A 22,412-nucleotide genomic window follows, 5' to 3' on the forward strand; every position below is an offset into this window, starting at 1 on the left:
AAACTTATGTCGAAATTATTTTCCCGGGTTCGGATTCCGGTCATGCTGATGTTGCTTTGGGCGCTGACGTTCATGACAGCAATAGGTCAGGATTTTCCGGAGGCACCGAATAGACTTGTTAATGATTATACTAATACGCTGACTTCGAGTCAAAAGCAGCAATTGGAGCAAAAGCTGCTAGCATTTGAAGATTCTACATCTACACAGATCGCTGTGGTTATGATGAACTCCACCGGAGGATATGATATTTCAGATTACGCTGTCCGTCTGGCGAAGAAGTGGGGTGTCGGTAATAAAAAATACAATAACGGTATTCTATTGCTGGCAGCATTGGGCGACCGGGCTGTTACGATTCAGACCGGCTATGGAATTGAAGGAGCGGTACCAGATGCGATTGCTTATCGTATTATAGAGAATGATATCAAACCGGCATTCCGCCAGAAAGATTATTACAGTGGAGTTGACAAAGCGACGAATTCCCTGATTTCCTATGCCAAGGGCGAATATAAAGCTGATCCCAAACAGCCTAGCGGCGGTGGATCGGGATCCATCATATTTGTCATTATTGTCGTGATATTTCTTGTCGTGATGTTTTCAAACCGCGGTGGCGGAGGAAAAGGCGGCGGCCGTGTGATGAATGGCCGTGGCTCTTCAGATATTTTCTGGTGGACTTTGCTTAACGGTCTTGGTGGAGGCAACCGAGGTGGTGGCGGTGGATTTGGAGGTGGATCCGGCGGTGGGTTTGGTGGATTTGGTGGCGGTGATTTCGGTGGTGGCGGTGCTTCGGGACGATGGTAACAACTTTGCTAAATAATGTTAAATAGCATGTCAATGCAACGGAAATCTTTTACATTTATGGGAAGTATATAATTATGAAGAAGGGAATATTGATGGGTTTAAGCTTTTTACCAGCCTTATTGATGGCACAAGAAAGCTATACAGTGACAGGAAAAGTGAATGCAGCTTCTGATAAGGCTAAAGTATTTATGCAGTACGCCAATAATGGTACCCGTCAGCTAGATTCAGCTGCTGTGGTCAAAGGTGAGTTTAAATTTAACGGCCAGGTAGCATCGCCAACTAAAGGTGTGATGATTTATTCTGCAGAGGGGCTTTCCTTTGGCGAACTCCGGGGTGCACAAAAGCAACCTGAAACGGCTCAGTTGTATTTGTCCAAAGGTGTGATCAAAGTAGATGCATCCAAAGGATTTAAAGATGCTGTGATAACAGGTACAGCGATCAATGATGACTTTACGCAATACAAAGCTTTTGTAAAGCCTTATGCAGATGGATTTGAAGCATTAAACCAACAATATTATGCTGCTTCGGATGCGCAGAAACAAGACCCAAAATTTATTGAGGGGCTGCAAAAGCAAGCTGGAGAGATTTCGGAAAAGATGGAGAAAGCTGATGCTGAATTTATCAATAAGAATCCAAAAAGCTGGTATACATTGGATTTGCTTTCCGAAAACGTAAGCGGCGAAAATGTAAACGAGTATGTAACTTCTTTCGAGAAACTGTCTCCGGAATTAAAAAATTCTGAAAAAGGTAAAGAATTGTCCGAGCGCATCCAAAAACTGAAAGCTGTTGCCATAGGTTCGGTAGCTCCTGATTTTACATTACCGGATACTACAGGTAATAATGTCTCTTTATCTTCACTTCGAGGAAAATATGTATTGTTGGATTTTTGGGCGAGCTGGTGTGGACCTTGTCGTCACGAAAACCCGAATGTTGTTGCCGCATTTAATAAATTTAAAGATAAAGGCTTTACTGTGTTTGGTGTTTCCTTGGACAACCCAGGTAAAAAAGATGCTTGGATGAAAGCAATTCATGATGATAATTTGCAACAATGGCCACATGTCTCCGACTTACAGGGCTGGAAATCTGCTCCCGTGAAATTGTACGAAGTACGTGGAATTCCACAGAACTTCTTAATTGACCCGTCGGGTAAAATCGTCGCTTCAAATCTAAGAGGAGAAGCTTTGGAAGCTAAATTGGCAGAGCTATTAAAATAAACTGTTCTTTCAGTCCGGTACTGAAATACGAAAACACCTACTTAAAATCTTATCTTTGTTGATGGATTTTAAATAGGTGTTTTTTGTTAGAAGCCAGCTATTGATCTTTTAGCTATCTTTGTCCGGAGAATGAACTCACCTTTAAAAAATATTCGTTCCGACCAATCTTGGTGCGGCGAATCATTTACTCAGGAGTTCGTGGAGATTGAACAGAGTGAAGTGTACACAGATTAGCATAAAATGAAAGAAAAACTGATATTGGTCATGGTCTTGGCCATTTTTGCTGTCGCCTGTAATTCGAAGAAAGAAAATGGCGTGCCAGTGGTAAACCTTGAGGCGCTCAGTGCAATCCCTTTGGATCATTCCATTGACGCGCTGGCGAAGGGGACGGAATTTATAGATGTGACATTACCGCCAAATGCGCGGATAGATGAGCTGTCACAAAAAGAACTAGGCCTGTTGAAGGCTGCTGCCTATCGCTTCTTTCACCATGTGTCTTTAGCTGACAATCAATATCAAGTTGATATCAAAGATCCCAAGTCTTTATATATCTCCGATCAGGTTGTCAAAGCCTATGAGCAGGCAATCCAAAATACCAATCATTTTGCGGATTCAATGGCTAAGGCCGGACAGGCGATTCAATTACCTGCCGTAAATGAAGAATATCTCAATAAGCTACTGAAATAGCAATTTCAAACGAATGTAAAAGCTAGTCAGATAGTGGTATTGTCTAATTTGGGATATAAAAGAAACGCGCATGATATTTATTTCATGCGCGTTTCTTTTATATATCCGATGGAAAACACTGTCCTTACAAGGAAAGTATTTCAATGATACGAAGTAGATCTTCGTTAAGTTTAACGTTATGTTTAATCGCGCTCTTGAAAGGTGTGAATCTAACTTCGCTGCAGATCAACCCGGCCATTTCGCCCCTACGTCCTGCAACGAGTGCTTCTACTGCAGCAACGCCAAGTCTACTGGCCAATACACGGTCCATACAGGTCGGGCTTCCACCACGTTGGATGTGGCCTAAAATAGAAAGCCTTACATCGTAATGCGGGAAATTTTCCTTTATTTTTTCCGAAACGACCATTCCACCTTCTTTGTCTCCTTCGGCAACGATGATAATGCGTGAAGATTTATTCTTCCGGCTTTTATCCAGCCTTTTCATGATTGTATCGTAATCTACCTCAAATTCGGGAACCAACACAGCTTCCGCACCGGTACTTATACCAGAACGGATGGCGATCAAGCCCGAGTCACGTCCCATAACTTCGATCACAAAAACACGGTCATGGGATTCTGCGGTGTCACGGATCTTATCTACAGCCTGAATAACGGTGTTTATTGCTGTATCATAGCCGATGGTAAAGTCTGTTCCGGCCAAATCATTGTCGATTGTGCCTGGGAGACCGATAATTGGAAAGTCAAACTCGTCAATGAATTTTGATGCGCCAGTAAATGTTCCGTCACCTCCGATGACAACCATTGCGTCAATTCCATGGCTGCGTAAATTATCATAAGCTTGTTTGCGTCCTTCTATTGTCTTGAAGGCTTCGCTGCGGGCAGTTTTTAAGATAGTACCGCCACGCTGTATGATATTGGCCACAGATTTGGCATCCATGGGAAAAATTTCACCATTGACCAAACCATCATAACCCCTGCGTACACCAAATACCTCAAGATTGTTATAGATACCCGCCCTTACTACAGCGCGAATACCAGCATTCATTCCTGGAGCATCTCCTCCAGATGTCAAAACAGCAATTTTTTTTATGTTACTCATACGTACTCAAACTTAGCTATTTTTGTGTTTATATACAATTATATTTCCGTTATTAAAAGTTATGAATCACTTCAAAACAATTAAATAATAGCCATCTGATCTGCATTTAATCTAAATGAAGATTAAACTTCATGTAAACTTTATAATAGGGCCAACAATTATAACAAGCTTTAAGCAGCCCAAGGTTAGGCCGCTTATTTTTTTGCTTTAAAAGCATCAATACCACTTTGCAAAAAAGCTTTGTATTGTTCAATATTATAGTTTGCGCCAGTTTGTGGCACTAATACTGTTCCAGAAGCGTCGACAATGACATATAATGGTTGCGAGTTGCTATTGAAAGTAGATGCTTGAAAATCACTATTTTTATTGCCAATCGTTTTGATCTTCTTGCCGCTATACTTAGAAACAAATTGTTCGTTTGCCGGTAATTCTGTTTTATCATCCACAAATAGTTCCGCCATAACAAATTCTTCTTTTAATAGTTTGGCAACACCTGGATCTGTCCATACATTTGCTTCCATTTTTCGACAATTCACACAGTTCCAACCTGTGAAATCTATCAATACAGGTTTATTTAGTTCTTTCGCAGCTTCCAGAGCTTGATCATAATCGTAGTACGGGTCAAACCCTTTAGGTGTACCGCGTTCATGGAAGATTTCGGCATATTTCTTTACTTTGCCATCGCTGTGCGCTGGCGCACTTGCTACTCCAGCCGAAAGGTCAAAGTCCTGTGTTGCAGAAGGCGGTAAGAAAGCCGAGATGGATTTCAATGGTGCACCCCATAGACCCGGAACCATATAAACAACAAAAGAGAATACAATGATTGCCAATAGCGTTCTCGGTACAGATAGAAATTTCAGATCACTATCATGCGAAAACTTGATCTTGCCGATAAGGTATAAGCCCATCAGACCGAATATGGCGATCCATAAGGAAAGGAATACTTCACGATCAAGCCAATTCCAGTGGTAAGCCAGATCTACGTTGGACAAAAACTTTAGCGCCAAAGCGAGTTCCAAAAATCCGAGAACGACCTTCACCGAATTGAGCCATCCGCCAGATTTTGGCAATGATTTTAGCATGGAAGGGAACATAGCAAACAGACCGAAAGGAATCGCCAAAGCAATGGAAAAACCCAGCATACCGACCGCTGGGCCTAAACGTTCGCCTTTTGATGCTGCTTCAACGAGCAAAGTGCCGATGATCGGACCTGTACAGGAAAAGGATACCAGTGAAAGGCTGAAAGCCATAAAGAAGAGTCCGATCAGGCCTCCTTTATCGGATTTGGCATCCATCTTATTGACAAAAGAACTTGGTAGCGTGATTTCGAAAGCCCCAAAAAAAGAAGCCGCAAAGACAACGAGTAATAGAAAAAATAGGAAATTAAATATGCCATTCGTTGATAATGCATTCAGCGCGTCCGAACCAAAAGCAATTGTGATAATCATGCCCAAAGCCACGTATATCACAATAATAAAGAGGCCATAGAGGAGCGCTTTGCTAATGCCGCTTGCACGGGTGCCCGACTGTTTGGTGAAGTAGCTGACGGTCAGTGGAAGCATCGGGAAGATACATGGCATCAAAAGAGCGGCAAAACCACCGATTAATCCAGCAATAAAAATGCTCCAAAGTGATTTTTTCCCTGTATCTGAATTCGATGAAGAGACATGTGTTGTTGCCTTATCCAATTTGCTGCTATCCTGACTGAGGGTCGTGTCTGGAGCGTCTGAAAAAGCCAGATCGTCTGGTACGGCCTCTACCACTGGAGTGGTGTCAGGTGAAGATTCAAATTGAAGCCCTTCAGTACTCGTTAGACTGTCTTGTTGAAATGCAAAAGCTGTCGTTGTAAATGGAAGACTGAAAAAAGCAATTAAAAGTAGAATAAATGTGTTTTTTAACATGCGTATCTGTTTCTGATGTCAGCTTCAAAAATAAAAAAAGGCGATGAGAATCGCCTTATTATTTTATCCGTGTATGATCATTTTTACTATTTGATTGTCACAGCAAAAGCATATTCATCCGGGGGAAGACATTGTGATGCATCACAAGCCTGCCATTCTACGGTGCCTTTTACTGTTGCAGTGCCCTTATTTAACTTCACTTTTTGTTGAAAGATTACTTCATTTGTGAAATAACCAACATCCATTTTAAATACCTCTTCGTGTTTTACCTTTGGTTTTGGTTCAGCGGTTTTACCTACCAATGCATAGTCAGCAGCTTTAGCAAAATTGAATGAAGTTGGGATAGGTCCGCCATCTTTAATATTCTGCGAATAGATGTGCCATCCGTTTTGGATTGTTCCTTTGACATAAACAACAGCTTCATTGTTGTTCAGTTTTTTGCTGGCTACAGTCCATTTTACAGGTTTGTGAATTTGAGCGAAGGCTCCGGTAACTGCGAAAATTACCACAGTTATTAACAATACTAATTTTTTCATTTTCCTAAATAATTATTGCAGTTCGTTATACACCTTTGATAACTAAAGTTGATAAAGGTTTAATTTATCCGCTTCACAAATTTAGCATATTCTAACATGGTTTATCTGGATTTTGTGTAAAGATTAGGATATAAGATGGCTTATCTCCTTGATGTTGAATTTATGCAGTTTGTTGTCAATAAGCACTTGCAGTTGGCCATCGATCCCCACGGCTTTGATGATCCCGGTTTTTTTTTTCCCCGCGACCAAAAATGGTTTTTCCTCGCCTTTCCAGAAAAGTAGCTCGTTATAATGATCCAATTGGAAACGCCACGATTGGGCATAAAGGGTATTATATTCCTTTTGGAGACTTGCGAAAAGTTCGACAGCCAGGTCTTTAATGACATAATCGTCTCTGCCCGTAAGGGTGGATAATGAAGTAATTGTTGTCGCTGTGTCAAAATTGACCTGATTGATGTTTATGCCTATTCCGATAATAGAAACATCAATTTTATTTCCCTTTAACTTATTTTCAATAAGGATCCCTGCTATTTTTTTGCTACCGACATAAATGTCATTGGGCCATTTTACGGTTACAGGCAGCTCCGTTTTGCTTTTAAGCCACTTTACGACGGCGATAGCCACAGAGGCGGAGAGTGCAAACTGTTGTTCTATGGATAAAAAATGAGGTTTTAAAAGAATGGATGTGGTCAGATTTTTTCCGGGTTCGCTGACCCAGGTACTCCCGCGTTGTCCTTTTCCTTGAAACTGATCTTCTGCTAAAATGGCAGTACCCTCTGCGAGTGGCTTGAAATTTGACAATAATTCTCTTAAATAATCGTTTGTAGAGGCAACTTTGTCAAGATATATTATATTTTGACCGATGATAAGTCCCGAAATATTGTTATTTTGCAAGCTGAAAGTATTAAATAAATATTAAGTCAAAACTATCATATTTTTTAATGAGTAAAAATAAAAGTTCAGAATTGTCGCAACGTCTATCAGAAATTATCGTTCACGGTATGCAGGAAAAGAAAGCAAACGAGATTGTTCGCTTGGATTTAAGAGATCTTCACAGTTCTGTTTCTGATTATTTTGTGATATGTCATGCCGACTCGAACATTCAGGTTAACGCTATTGCCAAGAGTGTAGAGGAGGAAGTTTATAAAGCTTTTGGTCAAGAACCCCAATATAAAGAAGGACAATCAAATGGAGAATGGTTGATTTTGGATTTTGTGGATGTGGTTGTACATATCTTTAAGACCGAGAAGAGAGCACATTACGGAATTGAGGATTTGTGGGGAGATGCACAGATTCAGCATTTCCAAAGCGCCTAATAACCGCCTCAATACAATAGTTTATACAGAAAATATAATTACGATATAATGAAAAAAATCCCAAGTAGTAAGGTAAGCCCAAAACCGCCGAAATTCAATTTTGTGTGGCTTATGATTGCCATGTTTTTAGGTTTTTTTGCCTTGCAATATGTTTTTGGAGAAAACCCGGCTAAGGAAATTAGCTATAGTGATTTTGAAACACGCATGTTAAAAACCGGAGCCGTTGAGCGTCTGGAAGCATATAAGAAAAATGATCTTGTCGAGGTAGAAGTCTATCTAAAAAAAGGCTGGAAAGACAACCCGAGTTTTAAAGATGTAACTAAGAGTAATGATCCTATTCCCAGTCTTGCTGGTCAAGAGGAAACAGGACCTCAATATGTCTTTAAGGATGCCTCAGCAGAGGTGTTGGAGAAGAAATTAGCAGCATCGCAAGCTGAATTGGCTCCTGGAACACCTAAAGTGCAATTGAAATATGCTGACCGTTCCAATCCTTGGGCGAGCTGGTTTGTGACATTTATGTTGCCATTGTTGGTATTGGCAGCGATCTGGATTTTCTTGATGCGCCGGATGGGCGGTGGTGCTGGTGGCGGCGGTGGTGCGATCTTTAATATCGGCAAATCCAAAGCGCAATTATTTGATAAAGAATCGCAGATCAACATTACCTTTAATGATGTCGCTGGTTTAGAAGAAGCAAAACAAGAGGTTATGGAAATCGTGGATTTCTTGAAAAATCCACGTAAGTACACGAACCTAGGGGGTAAAATTCCGAAAGGAGCATTACTTGTAGGCCCTCCGGGAACAGGTAAAACGTTATTGGCAAAAGCTGTTGCAGGTGAAGCACAGGTGCCTTTCTTTTCCCTATCAGGTTCAGACTTCGTAGAGATGTTTGTGGGTGTGGGTGCTTCACGTGTCCGTGACCTGTTCAAACAAGCCAAAGAGAAAGCCCCTTGTATTATCTTCATTGATGAGATTGATGCAATCGGTCGTGCCCGTGGTAAAAATTCTATGATGGGTGGCAATGACGAACGTGAAAATACATTGAACCAGTTATTGGTGGAAATGGATGGTTTCGGTACGGATTCAGGTGTTATTATTTTAGCAGCGACAAACCGTATCGATGTATTGGACACAGCATTATTGCGTCCAGGACGTTTCGACCGTCAGATTTCTATTGACAAACCAGATTTGATAGGTCGTGAGCATATTTTTAAAGTGCATTTAAAACCATTGAAGTTGTCAGCGGAAGTGGATGCCAAAAAATTATCAGCACAGACACCAGGTTTTGCGGGAGCCGAGATCGCCAATGTGTGTAATGAAGCTGCATTGATTGCTGCACGTAAAAACAAATCTGAAATAGATATGCAGGATTTTCAGGATGCGGTGGATCGTGTGATCGGTGGTCTTGAGAAAAAGAATAAAATCATTTCCCCCGAAGAAAAGCGTATTGTTGCTTATCACGAGGCGGGGCACGCCATTGCGGGTTGGTTTTTAGAACATGCCGATCCTTTGGTAAAAGTGTCTATTGTTCCGCGTGGAGTAGCGGCGTTGGGATATGCACAATATCTTCCACGTGAACAGTTCTTATATACAACCGAACAACTGGTTGATAGTTTGTGTATGACTATGGGCGGACGTGTGGCAGAAGATATTACTTTCGGGAGAATTTCCACAGGAGCTCAGAATGATTTGGAGCGTATCACGCAACTTTCTTATGCAATGATTGCCATTTATGGTATGAATGATAAGGTAGGAAATGTGTCTTTCCGTGATAGCTCAGAGGCTTCTTTTCAAAAACCATACTCTGACAAAACGGCAGAGCTGATTGATGCTGAAGTCCGTAATCTGATTACAGACGTCTACGCGCGGACAAAACAACTTTTGTTGGACAAACGCGAGGGGTTGATTAAGATCGCGGAGAAACTATTGGAAAAAGAGATTCTTTTCCAATCTGATCTTGAAGAGATATTAGGTAAGCGTCCTTTCGATACCAAGACAACTTATGATGAGTTTGTCAACGGGGCTGACGGCGGCGGTGTACCACAGACCGATTTACCATTGGATGTTCACCCTGAGGAGGCATCTTCAAAAGATGATCAGCGATTGGACAATAATCCGTCAGGTAGTTTAAACTAATTTAGATTTTACAGCGCTAGAAAAACTCTAGCGCTGTATTTATATTGCTATTGAGCCATGAATGTGAAGAACGCGACAGCGAAGGAGGTAATGTTAAAACGCATACGTCAGGCACTACTTCAAAAGAACGATAATCCACATCCTAATTTCAAAGAAACACCCCTTTACAAAGAAGAGGATGAGTTGGTTGATCTTGTTTTTGTTCGCGAACTGACAGCCGCTGGCGGCAAGTTTCTTTATTGTGATGGTGAGATCGGCCTCATTGAGAATCTGATTACATTGACAGAGATCAATAATATAAAAAATATCTATGCCTGGGAACAGGGGATCCAAAATCTGTTGAGCCCTTATGGTTTCCCATTTTTCAAAACAGAGAAAGACTTCGAGTCCGCCAATGCGAGCATTACCTCATGTGAAGCATTGATAGCACGTAATGGCAGTATTATGGTGAGCAATGCAAATGCTTCCGGACGTCGTCTGAGCATCTATCCGCCGATTCATATCGTAGTAGCAAAGGCCTCTCAATTGGTATGGGATGTGAAAGATGCCTTGGCTTATATGCAGAAACGTTATGGGCAGGAGATTCCGACGATGATTTCAACCATTACAGGGCCTTCACGAACAGCTGATATTGAGAAAAGATTAGTTTTGGGTGCTCATGGCCCAAAAGAACTCTATGTTTTACTTTTAGAAGACCGTTTCTAACCATGTTGACTTACTATTTACAACAAACTCCCGTAGCGAGTGTCATTTTCTTTTTTACGCTTGCAACGAGTATATATACCTTTTCTCATGAGCAGCTTTATGGTAAATTAATGCTCCATCCGTATAGTATCGCGCGCAAAAAACGCTTGTACACTATCCTGACAAGTGGTTTTATCCATAAAGACTGGGGGCACCTGCTGTTCAATATGATCACTTTTTATTATTTCGCATTCGGGTTGGAGCAGATGCTGGCACAGGCAAGCGTCTATGGACATCTTCTCTTCGCTGTTATCTATTTAGGCAGTCTGCTGCTGAGTGACATTCCAACCATTATTCAGCAGAAAAATAATTATGGTTATTATAGTTTGGGGGCTTCGGGAGCGATCTGTGCTGTTTTATTCAGTTACATCCTCTTTAATCCAAAGATGACTATCGGTGTGATGATGATTATTCCAATGCCCGCCTATTTATTTGCTTTCCTGTTTTTGGGGTATTGCATCTGGGCCTCCAAAAAGGCTCAGGACGGGATTAATCATGATGCGCATTTCTATGGCGCATTATCCGGATTGATTCTAACGATCATCTGTTTTCCCTGGGTCATCAAACATTGCTTAGCGCAGTTTTAAAATTTCCCGCCCCAGGTTTCTTTGTCTAAATTCCTATACTGAATAGCTTCCGCAAGATGATGATTTTCTATTGAAGAGCTATTTTCCATGTCTGCAATAGTACGGGCTACTTTTAATATTCGATCGTAAGCCCGTGCAGAAAGATTCAAGCGGTCAATGGCTGTTTTAAGTAATTGCTTTTGTGATTCACCGATCTGACAGATCGCTCGGGTAAGTTTTGTGCTCATATGCGCATTACAATGAATATCGTGATAGGATTCAAATCGTTGTTTCTGGATCTCTCTTGTCTGAATGACACGATTACGAACCATCAGACTGTTTTCAATAGGACGGGAGGCACTCAATTCTTCAAATTGCACAGGTGTGACTTCTACATGCAGATCGATGCGATCCAACAAAGGACCTGATATTTTACTTAAATACCGCTGAACGGTATTGCTGCCGCAGATACATTCCTTTTCGGGATGGTTAAAGTACCCACAGGGACAAGGGTTCATTGCCGCTATTAACATGAAGCTGGCCGGATAATCGATGGATAATTTTGCCCGGGATATGTTGATGTTTCGGGATTCCAGTGGCTGTCTCATGACTTCAAGGACACTTCGTTTAAATTCGGGAAGCTCATCCAGAAATAGTACGCCGTGATGCGACAAGGAGATCTCTCCAGGTTGTGGATTAGAGCCACCACCGACCATGGCGACATCAGAGATGGTATGATGCGGTGCTCGAAATGGCCGAATCGTCAGTAGAGCATCTTTAGCTTTGAGATTCCCCGAAACAGAATGAATTTTGGTTGTTTCCAGCGATTCGGCTATATTAAGCGGTGGTAGAATCGTCGGTAACCTTTTTGCGAGCATGGTCTTTCCCGCTCCCGGTGGACCTATTAAAATGACATTATGTCCTCCGGCGGCGGCTATTTCTAAAGCTCTTTTAATATTTTCCTGTCCACGAACATCCGAAAAGTCAACATCATATCTATTTGTTTCGGTGTGAAAGAAGGATTGGATGTCGACTTTGGTTGGAACAATATTTTTCGAATTATTGAGAAACTGGACCACATCGCTGAGGTTTTCGACAGCGATCACATCAATTCCAGTAACGATGGCGGCTTCCAGCGCATTTTGCTGAGGAAGTATGATTCCTTTAAATCCATCATTTAATGCTTGCAAGGCGATGGATAAGACACCTCTGACGGGTTTTATACTGCCATCTAGAGACAATTCGCCTAAGATCAGGTAATGTTCCAACAGATTGTTTATTAACTGTCCGGAGGAGGCTAGTATACCGACCGCGATAGATAAATCATAGCCGGAACCTTCTTTCCTGATGTCAGCTGGTGCCAAGTTGACCACAATTTTTTGCCGTGGCATGTGAAGTTGACAGGAAGTAATGGCACTTTCAATGCGTCTGAGACTTTCTTTGACAGCATTGTCAGGAAGTCCGACGATATAATAATGTAGTCCTGTAGAAACTACGACCTCAACGGTAATGGTACACGCCTCTATTCCATAGACGGCACTACAATAGGTTTTGTTCAACATGAATTTTGTAATCGGTTGATTTAAAGATACTAAATATTAAATTATAAATAATAATGCTTTGACGAATTATTGTAAATCGATAGGGAATTGTTGGAAAATGACTATATTGTAATTGGATAGATTCTAGTAAATAATGGATAAAATGCGGTATTTGGCAAACGATTTGCTTTATAAATTGTATTATTATCGAAGACTAGATTCATCGTATAATAGAATTAGAACTTTAAAACGAAAAAGAAATGAATGACACAAGTAAAGTAGCTTTGGCGTTGTTGGCAGGTCTTGCTGCGGGTGCAGCTTTGGGAGTTTTATTTGCTCCGGATAAGGGATCAGATACAAGAGATAAGATCAATGATTCATTAAGCGATTTGAGTGATGCTATTCGTGAGAGAGCTGAAGAACAATTCGATCAGTTGAATGAATTTAAGGAAAAAATTGTCTCCACCTTAAAAGGTAAATTAAATCAGGCCGAGGAGATTGTAGACGATGATATCATCGAGCATGCATAGAGTGCAAGTTGTCCTTTGGGATGATTTGGTGAAATACATAGCATTATAGGCTATTTCAAAAGACTGAATTTAGATAATCAAAAAGTTATATTGGACTTTTGAGATAGCCTACATAAATTTAAGATGAATGGAAGAAGAAAAATTTTCACTTAGTGGTACTTTCCAGAAAACCAAGGAGTACGTAGATTCCCAGTTTAAGCTTGTTAAATTGAAGACAATCGAGCGTTCATCGCGCCTGATTGCTAGTTTAGTAGTAGATGCGACCAAATTAATCTTTACTTTGTTTGTTATCTTTTTTTTATGTTTAGCATTGGGGTTTTGGCTAGGTGAACTATTAGGAAGCTATTCATTGGGATTCTTGGCAACAGCGGGTATTTTTATGGTGATTATCGTGATCATACGAATTTTTGAACCCGCCTTGGAGTCGAAGTTTATGGATCTTTCTATCCGCCGCTTTTTGGCCAAATGGAATGATGAAATCGAGGAAGAAGAGGAAGACTTGAAAAAAAAGGAAAAATTTGATAGAGAAGGGGCTACAAATGAATAATAAGCAGACGAAAATACGCAATTTACAAGAGCTTAAGGAAGAAATTGCTCGTTTGAAAGAACTTAAAAACGAACAGGAAGCTTACTTGAAAGCACAATTTACCTTGTTTAACAATAAGATTGAAGCTCCGGTCCGATTTTTCAATTCATTAAAAAATAATATTCCCGGAGTAAACATCGTTCAACAATTATTTGCGAAAAGCAATAATCCCGATTCGGATTGGCTGACAAAAACCCTGCGTATAGGTGTTCCTTTTATTATGAACAGACTTTTTCTGAAAAACACAGGCGTACTAAAAAAGGCGCTGATGCTGTTGTTGTCTGAGCGGGCTGTCGGTCAGATCAATCAGGATAAAATCAGTGGTTTAATCAGTAAGCTCACTAACTTTATCCGTCCCAAAAAGAAGAAAAAGAAAGGCTCACAAATTGAAGGAGAAGTTCCGCTGAAAGATGAAGTCAACGAATATGGTATTCCTTCCTATAGCGAGACCTATTAAGAATCCGTTTCTTCTTTTTTCAGGAAGTCAGCATAAGCTAATTTAATTCCCTCGCGAAGATTGATTTTATGTTTCCAGCCTAATGCATGTAATTTAGATACATCCATTAATTTGCGTGGTGTTCCGTCAGGTTTACTGCTATCAAATGAGATACTGCCTTTATATCCGATAACTTCTTTAATTAACTCGGCAAGATCTTTTATGCTGAGATCTTCGCCAATACCGATATTAACAAACTGTTTTTCGTTATAATTATTCATTAGGAAGACACAGGCATCAGCCAGATCATCTGAAAAAAGAAATTCCCTTAGGGGAGTTCCGGTACCCCAGATAACAACTTCATCCAGGTTGTTTACCTTAGCTTCATGAAATCTACGGATCAGGGCCGGTAGGACATGCGAGTTTTGCGGATGATAATTATCGTTGATACCATATAGGTTGGTTGGCATCACTGATATAAAGTTGCAGCCATATTGGTCACGAAAGGCTTCGGCCATTTTAATACCAGCTATTTTGGCGATGGCGTAAGGCTCATTGGTGGGCTCAAGCGTGCCTGTCAATAACAGATCCTCTTTTAAAGGCTGTGGGGCCATTTTGGGGTAAATGCAACTCGAACCTAAAAACATCAATTTTGTAACTTCATTATCATAGGAGGACTTAATGACGTTATTCTGTATTGCCATATTTTCGTAGATGAAGTCCGCGCGATAGGTGTTATTCGCCATGATTCCACCGACTTTAGCCGCTGCCAAGAAGACATAATCAGGTTTCTCTTCGTTGAAAAAATCAGCAACCGCTTGTTGATTGCGCAGATCAAGTTCTTGAGACGTACGGGTCACGATGTTGTTGTACCCCAGTTCTGTTAATTTGCGATATATTGCTGATCCGACCATTCCTCGATGGCCTGCTACGTAAATTTTAGCGTTTTTTTCCACGATAAGATATTGATTCCTGCAAATATAAGGTTATTTTTGCGGGATATTAATTAAAAAATGGGAAAGGATAAACTACGTAAATTTGCCGAAGTAGCGACTTTTGAGAATGTCATCCAGCTCGATGCCGGCAAAGAATATAAAGGAAAATGGGCGGAGAAGCAATTTGGAAATACAAATCCGGTTGTTTTGGAACTTGCCTGTGGTAAAGGGGAATATACGGTGAACTTGGCGCGCATGTTTCCGGATAAGAACTTTATCGGTATTGATTTTAAGGGCAATCGTATTTGGCGTGGCGCAAAAACTGCATTGGAAGATGGTATCAAGAATGTCGCATTTTTACGGATTCAGATTGAGACACTTCTTGAACACTTTGCCGAAAATGAAATTGATGAAATTTGGATTACCTTTCCGGATCCACAGCCGCAGGACAGTCGCGAAAAGAAACGCTTGACAGGTCCTAAATTTTTAGACCGTTATAAGATTGTCATGAAGCCAGAAGGAATGATGAATCTGAAGACAGATAATGATGGCTTCTATGCGTATACCCTGGAGCAAATAGAGCTACAAAACTTGAAGAAATATAAAGAGACAACAGATTTGTATCGCTCGGACTTAGTCGATAATGTTTTATCAATCAAGACGTACTATGAGAAAAAGTACCTGGCGGACGATAAGAATATAAACTATGTAAAATGGAGCTTTGAGAAGCGTTAACGTCAAAGTTTTAATTATAATAGAAAGCCCAAACGAAAGTTTGGGCTTTGTTGTTTTTTAGCCGGAGTAAAATGTATCAGTAATTTAGCTCCTAGAATTTAAACCTCATTGATATTTGTACACCTTATTTGTATAGAATAATATTATCTCACCCTGCTGCTACATTGAAATATAATTGTAGTGTTGGTACAGTATTGATGTAGTATCAATATAGTATTGTAAGCATGTAATTTAGCCAACCTTAGTGGATTTAAAATGTGTGGCTGGGAGTTTGCTTTGAGTGCCAATCGCAGTTTTTTTTCTTTTGTTGTGTTTCCTTGCTATGCAATCCGCTGAGGGCTAGTTTTTTATTGGATTGTTTTCTTTTAAATAATTTCGATTTATTTCGTTTTTTGGGAAATATTAATTATTTTCGATTGTATAATAAACAATAACCAGAACTAACAATTTTATTTGAACCTGATAATTGCAATTTGGAGCTAATTAGACCCTTTTGATATATAAAACAATATTCAAAAAGATTGTTGTATTTTCAAAAGAAAATCTAATTCGAAACAATTCTTAACACAAAGAAAACATTAAATTAAAACTAACTTTTTGTTAAGAATATATTTTTGTGCCAAATTGAAAAATTACAATCCACATTCATATCTATGTTTAGTATTAACCCTATCCAAATTAATCTGAGGCACTCCTCCTCAAAATTGCTCTTCATAGCGTTGGCGATGGCAGGCAATATGGATCTTACCGCAACAGCAGCTTCAATAAAGCATGGCGAAGCTGTACATTCGTTTAATCAAACCAAGATTAAGGTAAAAGGAAAAGTCGTAGATAATCAGACAAAGGAACCTTTGGCATCGGTATCTATCCTGGTGGGGGGAGTACCTAAAGGGACGACCGATCGAACGGGTCATTTTGAAATCGAGGTTGAAGCGGGTGCTTCGATCCGTTTTCAATTAATTGGCTATGAGTCACACACGAAGAGCTTTGCAACAGCACAGCCGGATGCTCAGATTGCGTTAAATGTTACCTCTGAGGCACTGAATGAAGTCGTTGTCACAGCATTAGGTATCCAACGAGAAGAAAAAGCGCTGGGTTATTCCATTAGTACGGTAAAAGGGGAGGAATTGACAAATGCGATTTCTAACAACTGGACAGATGCGTTGACGGGTAAGGTCGCTGGCTTGAATCTGGTTAAATCTGGTGCAGGACCATTGGGGTCTAATAAAGTTATCCTACGTGGCGAAACGTCCCTGACAGGTCAAAATGATGCCTTGATTGTCGTGGATGGAATAATTATGGGGGGAGGAGTCACAATGACGGGAACAGGCAATTCTAATTATTTGGATGCTGATTCACCTGTAGATTTTGGATCATCTTTGGCCGATATTAATCCTGAGGATATCGAATCGGTTTCGGTTTTGAAGGGGCCGGGCGCCGCAGCACTATATGGGTATCGTGGTGCCCATGGCGCGGTCATTATTACAACAAAAAAAGGAAAGGGGATACAAAATAGAATCGGGGTTACCGTCAATTCGAATACAGCTATCGGAACCATTAATCGATGGCCCGATTATCAATATGAATATGGGCAGGGTGTCGTTGGACAAGACTTGTATTATTCTTACGGACAATCGGAAGATGGTGCAAGTACCTTGAGTACTTCTTCTGCCTGGGGGCCAAAATTTGATGGCCAATACTTTTACCAATACGATCCTGCTAATTATAGACTAACCCCTGCGGAACGTACGCTGTGGCGCCCGTATGAAAATAACCGAAAAGACCTGTTCCAAACGGAACTGACTTCAACAAATTCCATTAGTGTTTCAGGGTCTACGGAGAAAACAACAGCCCGTTTTTCCTATACCAATGTAAGGAATAAGTGGATTATCCCCAATATGGGCTATAATCGCCACACCATTGCAATGCAGTTTAGTAATAAAATTACAGATAAATTGAGTTTATCCACGAAGATTAACTTTAATAATAGAGGATCGGATAACCTACCCAATAGTGGCTATAATAACCAAAGCTATATGTATTTTGTCCGTGGTATCACCCCTAACATAGATGCCGCATGGTTAGATCAAAATTGGATTCCAGGCAAAGAGGGAATTGAACAAATGACACCATTCTCGGGCTTGTTAGATAATCCAAGAACAATATCCTACGATATGGTGAATGCGCAAAATAAAAATAATCTGATCGGAAATGTGCAATTGGATTATAAATTTACCAATGAGCTGAGCTTGATGCTCCGGACAGGAATTGATATGGGGTATGATAAACGTAAGCAGTCAAGACCCTTTGATACAAATAAATATGCTTTCGGTTACTATCGCGAACAGTCTATCTATGCCGAAGAGCGGAATTCAGACTTCCTTATGCAGTACAATAACCAGCGGTTGCAAGATCACCGTTTTGGTATTTCCGCAGGTGGGGCTTTAATAAATAGGAAGTATATTAAGGATGATGCAAAGGCAAATAGTTTACTTTATCCAAATCAGTATAATTTTGCTAATGCACGTGAAAGAGTACTTTATGATCCTTATCGGGAAGAATATGCCATACATAGTGTGTATGGTTTGGCCAATTATAGTTACAAGGAAAAGTACTTTATTGATTTTACAGGTCGGGTAGACTGGGCGAGTACGCTAGCCTCACCAAAGAGAAATGAGGTTGCCTGGTTCTTTTATCCATCTGTTAACACGAGTTTTATCTTAAGCCAGATTTTTGAACTGCCAAAATCAATCAACTATTGGAAATTACGGGCTTCCATAGCTGGGGTCGGTGGCGGTGGTACAGAGCCCTATGGAAATTCCTATGCGTATCAAAGCGCGATTGGGTTTAATGGCGGGCTTACTAACCCGACAACGGTGCCTGATGAGAACTTACAACCAGAGCGTACAACTTCCTATGAATTGGGAACAGATTTTCGAATGTTTAAAGACCGGATTAAGCTAGATCTTACCGTATATAGTACTACCACTGATAAACAGCTGATTAAGCCTCCTGTGGATCCGTCAAGTGGATATCGGCTCCGATATACCAATGCAGGAGAAGTTCGAAGTAAGGGGATTGAGATCGCTTTATCGGGGGATATATTGAAAAGCCAAGATAAGCTGAACTGGAATATGTATGGAAACTTTACCCATTACGATTCTAAGGTGTTGTCTATTCCTGCTGCTTTCGAAGGGCAGCTTGTGCTGTCGACCTTGTTTGGTAGTCGAGGTTCAGTTGTCGCAATTCCTGATCGTCGATTTGGAGATATTTGGGGTTTAGGTTATGAAAGAAACTCCGAGGGAAAGATCGTTTACGAGGGTGGCGTTCCTCTATTGACTCAAGATAATATCTATATCGGCAATCCCAATCCAACGACGAAATTCGGTTGGGGGAATGAATTTAAATATAAAGGTTTCCGATTTAATTTTTTATTTGACGGACAGTTTGGTGGTGTAGGTTATTCATTGACACATGCGGTGTTAATGGAGGAAGGAAAGTTGAAGAAAACGCTACCCGGACGGTATAATGGAATTATCGGTGACGGTGTTGTGCGGAATCCGGATGGCAGCTATAGCAAAAATACAGTGGTTGCAGAAGCCGGTGATTACTATGCCAGACATTTCAACCGTGATAATATTGAGTCCAATACATTCTCAACAGACTTTATTAAACTCAGAGAAGTGCGTTTGGACTACGCATTGCCCAAATCTTTTTTAAGCCGTTACAAAATTGAAAAAGCATCTATTGGTGTATATGGGCGGGATCTGTTCGTTTTTACTAAATGGCCGGCTTTTGATCCAGAGTTCGCTTCTTTGACTTCCAGTGGTATTGAAAAAGGAGCTGAAATAGCTCAGTTTCCTTCGACGCGGACAATGGGCGTAAATCTATCGTTTTCATTTTAACTATTGACATTATGAAGAAACATATTCGTATAGCAAGTCTACTGATGCTTGGAAGTTTGGCATTCCAAAGCTGTACCAAGGATTTTGTAGAAAAGAATACCAATCCCAATGCCGTTGCGGCAGCGGCCCCCCAGAGCCTATTAGCTCCCGCATTGGTCAGTCTGCTGAGCACTAATCTATCGCGCAATTTACGGATTAACAATGAATTGATGCAGGTTACGGTTACCGTAAACGATAATTTGGAAATACAGCGCTATGAGATTAGGCCATCTGAATCAGAGTCAAGCTGGTCCGGCTGGTATGTGCAATTGACCAATATCCGAGATATGTACCAAAAAGCACTTGCCGGTCAACAGAAAGGTTATCAAACATATCAGGGAATCTCCCTGATACTGGATGCCTGGGTGAGTTCACTTATCACCGACATGTATGGTGATGTGCCTTATTTTGATAGTAACAAAGGTTTTTCCGAGAATAATCTCACGCCAAAATTTGATAAACAGGAGGATATCTATAAGGATATTTTCCGAAAACTGGAGGAAGCCAACGGCTTATTGAAAGAGAAGGTGGCGGTTGAGTCGGCCAACACGGCAATGGATCCAATTTATAATTCCGATCCGGAAAAATGGCGCAAATTTGGAAATTCCTTGTATTTGCGGTTACTTTTGCGGGTTGCACATAAAACGGAAACGAATGCTATTGTAAAGATCAAGGAGATATTAGAAACCAATGCAGCTGAATATCCAATTATGCAAAGTAACGCCGAAACAGCGGCATTGTATTATACCAATGTGCAGCCGTATATGAATCCCAATTTCACAATGCGGGATCTCGATTTTAACCGTTCAAAAGGCTATGCTGAATTTTTGATTAATAATCTTATGGACCTTGGTGATCCACGTCTTAAGATATGGGCTACGGAGGCTACCTTAGGCGTATATGGCGGTATGCAGTCAGGCTACAGAAGAGGTAATGTCCCTGAGATTCAATCAACACTGCAACTCGCCTTAAAATCTGAGGCTCGTATGGGGAATATCATGAATTATGCCGAATTGCAATTTATTATCGCCGAATGTGGCATCAGAGGTTATGCTAATGTCGATGCTTCAGCCGCAAATTTAAAGGGTGTAAATGCAGCTATGGAATTTTGGGGAACAATAGCACCGGAAACTTATCTAACAAATCCAAAAGTAGCTTTTTTCAGCACTGATCCCGAAACTGAAAAACTAAAAAAAGTACATCTACAAAAGTATTTTGCCATGATGTTTACTGATTTTCAACAATGGTATGAATACCGTCGAACGCAACTATTGGATCTGTACAAAGGTCCTGGCTTATTAAATAATGGAAAAATGCCGATTAGGTTAAATTATCCAATTATTGTTCAGTCTCTTAACAGAGAAAATTACCAAGAAGCTGTCAGTCGTATGGGCGGGGATGGAATCAACGAAAAAATGTGGTGGCAACCTTCAATCAACTAGTTCATGAAAAAGTTAAAGTTAGTAATATGGACTGCGTTGGCGATGTCAACGCTCCTGACAGGCTGTAAAGAAGATATCAATGAGTCTATCGGAGAATTAAATCCTGAAATATCATTGTATACATTACGTAGCCTCTATAAGAACACGGATTTGCAGCTTAACGAATCCAGTGCATTGGGTGCAAAGTATGTTAAAGCACTTGTGGTCTCACGTGCGGAGAATAAGAACTTGCCCGAAAATACCATTGCCGTTCAGAATATCTGGCGAAACCAACGAAGAGGAATATTGGTTGAAGTCACTGATGCTTCAAGCTTTAAATTTGGTGATTCTGTTCAGATCAATATTGATGGTGCAAAATTGGTCAAAAAATCTGGTCTAATGGTTTTATCTGCAGTGAATAATCAACAGGTCAATGTCTTTGCTTCGAATAGGAATGTTGCCCCGCTAGCCGTATCGGTCGCGAATCTTAAAGCGAAATTCGACGAATTTGAATCAACTTACATTGATGTTACGGCTGATGTCGATCCGGAACCTGCAACCGGGACAGCCTTAAAAGGCGATAAGATCTTGATGGATGGAGATAAAAATGAGATTACCTTGCATACCGAGGACGATGCAACATTTGCGGGACAGTCCATTGCCCCAAGTGCCTCTTTCCGAGGAATAGCATTCAGAGAAGGGGATAAGCTGCAAATCCGAATGCAGGACTACTCCGACATGGCTTATGCAAGTGGTAAACTATATGCTGGATGGCCGGAGACTTTTGATGCTGTAGACGCGAGTGTGAAAGGAAGTTACGATATGGGTGAAAAGAATGACGTGTCTTTCCCAACTGGGCAATGGAAGTTATATCAGGCAATATTGGGTACTACTGCTGGTCGTGACCGTATTGTCTCGGGTAAAAATGCAATACGCATGCAACAGAATTTAAGTGTGGATGGTCATGTGCAGATGAATTTTGATGTACCAAATGGCGCTTCAAAAGTGACGCTTTGGTATGGCTCATATTATACAGATCGTTCATGCACGTTTAAGCTGGAATATTCTACGGATCAGGGTGCAACATGGAAACAAACAGGTGAATCCATCGCTGACGCACATCCAACTTCGCAGAGTATGAATTCAAAGCAAGCTGTATTCTTAATGAATGTCCAAGGAGCTGTTCGCTTCAGAGTTACTAAACTCGGTCTCGGAACGAGTAATAATGTCATTAATAATGGAAGACTAGGTCTGGATGATATTGCGATCTATAAGAGCTATTAGATCGAA

20 protein-coding genes are annotated in these 22,412 nt (G+C 40.7%); 14 read left to right on the forward strand and 6 right to left on the reverse strand.

Annotated features, from left to right (window positions below):
- The first annotated feature begins 6 nt into the window (after nucleotides 1–6).
- From B4G94_RS20640 to B4G94_RS20650, 3 genes are all read left to right on the forward strand, one after another.
- The gene (locus B4G94_RS20640) at nucleotides 7–798 is read left to right on the forward strand and encodes a TPM domain-containing protein (protein ID WP_376786648.1); all 792 of its coding nucleotides are present in this window, start codon (nucleotides 7–9) and stop codon (nucleotides 796–798) included.
- 74 nt (nucleotides 799–872) lie between these two features.
- The gene (locus B4G94_RS20645; RefSeq protein ID WP_108634655.1) at nucleotides 873–2,012 is read left to right on the forward strand and encodes a TlpA disulfide reductase family protein; all 1,140 of its coding nucleotides are present in this window, start codon (nucleotides 873–875) and stop codon (nucleotides 2,010–2,012) included.
- A gap of 240 nt (nucleotides 2,013–2,252) precedes the next feature.
- Complete coding sequence (locus B4G94_RS20650) at nucleotides 2,253–2,699, forward strand: hypothetical protein (RefSeq protein WP_286861599.1); 447 nt, start codon at nucleotides 2,253–2,255, stop codon at nucleotides 2,697–2,699.
- 124 nt (nucleotides 2,700–2,823) lie between these two features.
- Here the strand turns inward: B4G94_RS20650 and pfkA are convergent, their stop codons facing one another.
- The 4 genes from pfkA to B4G94_RS20670 all read right to left on the reverse strand — a co-directional run bounded on the left by pfkA (nucleotide 2,824) and on the right by B4G94_RS20670 (nucleotide 7,129).
- Nucleotides 2,824–3,798, reverse strand: coding sequence for a 6-phosphofructokinase (gene pfkA, locus B4G94_RS20655; protein ID WP_108634656.1), 975 nt, complete (start codon nucleotides 3,796–3,798; stop codon nucleotides 2,824–2,826).
- A 194-nt stretch (nucleotides 3,799–3,992) separates the two neighbouring features.
- The gene (locus tag B4G94_RS20660) at nucleotides 3,993–5,699 is read right to left on the reverse strand and encodes a protein-disulfide reductase DsbD family protein (protein ID WP_286861602.1); all 1,707 of its coding nucleotides are present in this window, start codon (nucleotides 5,697–5,699) and stop codon (nucleotides 3,993–3,995) included.
- An 86-nt stretch (nucleotides 5,700–5,785) separates the two neighbouring features.
- A complete protein-coding gene (locus B4G94_RS20665) occupies nucleotides 5,786–6,235 on the reverse strand; it encodes a protein-disulfide reductase DsbD N-terminal domain-containing protein (protein WP_108634657.1) in 450 nt (149 codons plus the stop codon).
- A 123-nt stretch (nucleotides 6,236–6,358) separates the two neighbouring features.
- Complete coding sequence (locus B4G94_RS20670) at nucleotides 6,359–7,129, reverse strand: biotin--[acetyl-CoA-carboxylase] ligase (RefSeq protein WP_286861605.1); 771 nt, start codon at nucleotides 7,127–7,129, stop codon at nucleotides 6,359–6,361.
- 47 nt (nucleotides 7,130–7,176) lie between these two features.
- Here B4G94_RS20670 and rsfS point away from each other — a divergent pair, with 47 nt between their 5' ends.
- From rsfS to B4G94_RS20690, 4 genes are read left to right on the forward strand one after another with little or no spacing between them, the layout of a single operon-like run.
- Nucleotides 7,177–7,551: a ribosome silencing factor gene (gene rsfS / locus B4G94_RS20675; protein WP_077437259.1), complete on the forward strand. Its 375-nt coding sequence runs from the start codon at nucleotides 7,177–7,179 to the stop codon at nucleotides 7,549–7,551.
- A gap of 48 nt (nucleotides 7,552–7,599) precedes the next feature.
- Nucleotides 7,600–9,684, forward strand: coding sequence for an ATP-dependent zinc metalloprotease FtsH (gene ftsH / locus B4G94_RS20680; RefSeq protein ID WP_108634658.1), 2,085 nt, complete (start codon nucleotides 7,600–7,602; stop codon nucleotides 9,682–9,684).
- Between the two features lie 57 nt (nucleotides 9,685–9,741).
- Nucleotides 9,742–10,389, forward strand: coding sequence for a LutC/YkgG family protein (locus tag B4G94_RS20685; protein ID WP_286861609.1), 648 nt, complete (start codon nucleotides 9,742–9,744; stop codon nucleotides 10,387–10,389).
- Nucleotides 10,390–10,391: 2 nt separating this feature from the next.
- Nucleotides 10,392–11,015, forward strand: a complete 624-nt coding sequence (locus tag B4G94_RS20690) for a rhomboid family intramembrane serine protease (protein ID WP_286861611.1) — start codon at nucleotides 10,392–10,394, stop codon at nucleotides 11,013–11,015.
- On the opposite strand, the gene B4G94_RS20695 is transcribed toward B4G94_RS20690, so the two are convergent.
- A complete protein-coding gene (locus B4G94_RS20695) occupies nucleotides 11,012–12,556 on the reverse strand; it encodes a YifB family Mg chelatase-like AAA ATPase (RefSeq protein ID WP_286861614.1) in 1,545 nt (514 codons plus the stop codon). The genes B4G94_RS20690 and B4G94_RS20695 overlap by 4 nt on opposite strands.
- A 239-nt stretch (nucleotides 12,557–12,795) precedes the next feature.
- Here B4G94_RS20695 and B4G94_RS20700 point away from each other — a divergent pair, with 239 nt between their 5' ends.
- The 3 genes from B4G94_RS20700 to B4G94_RS20710 all read left to right on the forward strand — a co-directional run bounded on the left by B4G94_RS20700 (nucleotide 12,796) and on the right by B4G94_RS20710 (nucleotide 14,108).
- Nucleotides 12,796–13,065, forward strand: coding sequence for a YtxH domain-containing protein (locus B4G94_RS20700; RefSeq protein WP_104383581.1), 270 nt, complete (start codon nucleotides 12,796–12,798; stop codon nucleotides 13,063–13,065).
- A 127-nt stretch (nucleotides 13,066–13,192) separates the two neighbouring features.
- A complete protein-coding gene (locus B4G94_RS20705) occupies nucleotides 13,193–13,612 on the forward strand; it encodes a hypothetical protein (RefSeq protein ID WP_108634661.1) in 420 nt (139 codons plus the stop codon).
- On the forward strand, nucleotides 13,605–14,108 hold the full coding sequence (locus B4G94_RS20710; protein ID WP_108634662.1) for a hypothetical protein: 504 nt from the start codon (nucleotides 13,605–13,607) through the stop codon (nucleotides 14,106–14,108). Before B4G94_RS20705 ends, B4G94_RS20710 begins: the two co-directional genes overlap by 8 nt.
- On the opposite strand, the gene fcl is transcribed toward B4G94_RS20710, so the two are convergent.
- On the reverse strand, nucleotides 14,105–15,043 hold the full coding sequence (gene fcl, locus B4G94_RS20715) for a GDP-L-fucose synthase (RefSeq protein WP_286861619.1): 939 nt from the start codon (nucleotides 15,041–15,043) through the stop codon (nucleotides 14,105–14,107). The genes B4G94_RS20710 and fcl overlap by 4 nt on opposite strands.
- A 57-nt stretch (nucleotides 15,044–15,100) precedes the next feature.
- On the opposite strand from fcl, the gene trmB reads away from it, so the two are divergent.
- From trmB to B4G94_RS20735, 4 genes are all read left to right on the forward strand, one after another.
- A complete protein-coding gene (trmB, locus tag B4G94_RS20720; RefSeq protein WP_286861622.1) occupies nucleotides 15,101–15,757 on the forward strand; it encodes a tRNA (guanosine(46)-N7)-methyltransferase TrmB in 657 nt (218 codons plus the stop codon).
- Between the two features lie 725 nt (nucleotides 15,758–16,482).
- Nucleotides 16,483–19,662, forward strand: a complete 3,180-nt coding sequence (locus B4G94_RS20725; protein ID WP_286861625.1) for a SusC/RagA family TonB-linked outer membrane protein — start codon at nucleotides 16,483–16,485, stop codon at nucleotides 19,660–19,662.
- A gap of 11 nt (nucleotides 19,663–19,673) precedes the next feature.
- The gene (locus B4G94_RS20730; RefSeq protein WP_286861627.1) at nucleotides 19,674–21,143 is read left to right on the forward strand and encodes a SusD/RagB family nutrient-binding outer membrane lipoprotein; all 1,470 of its coding nucleotides are present in this window, start codon (nucleotides 19,674–19,676) and stop codon (nucleotides 21,141–21,143) included.
- Between the two features lie 3 nt (nucleotides 21,144–21,146).
- Nucleotides 21,147–22,406 carry a DUF5689 domain-containing protein gene (locus B4G94_RS20735; protein ID WP_286861630.1) on the forward strand — a complete coding sequence of 420 codons (1,260 nt, stop codon included), beginning with the start codon at nucleotides 21,147–21,149 and terminating at the stop codon, nucleotides 22,404–22,406.
- Nucleotides 22,407–22,412 lie beyond the last annotated feature (6 nt).

The sequence above is a fragment of the Sphingobacterium sp. UBA7625 genome, from assembly GCF_002484085.1.
GTDB classification, from domain to species: Bacteria; Bacteroidota; Bacteroidia; order Sphingobacteriales; family Sphingobacteriaceae; genus Sphingobacterium; species Sphingobacterium athyrii.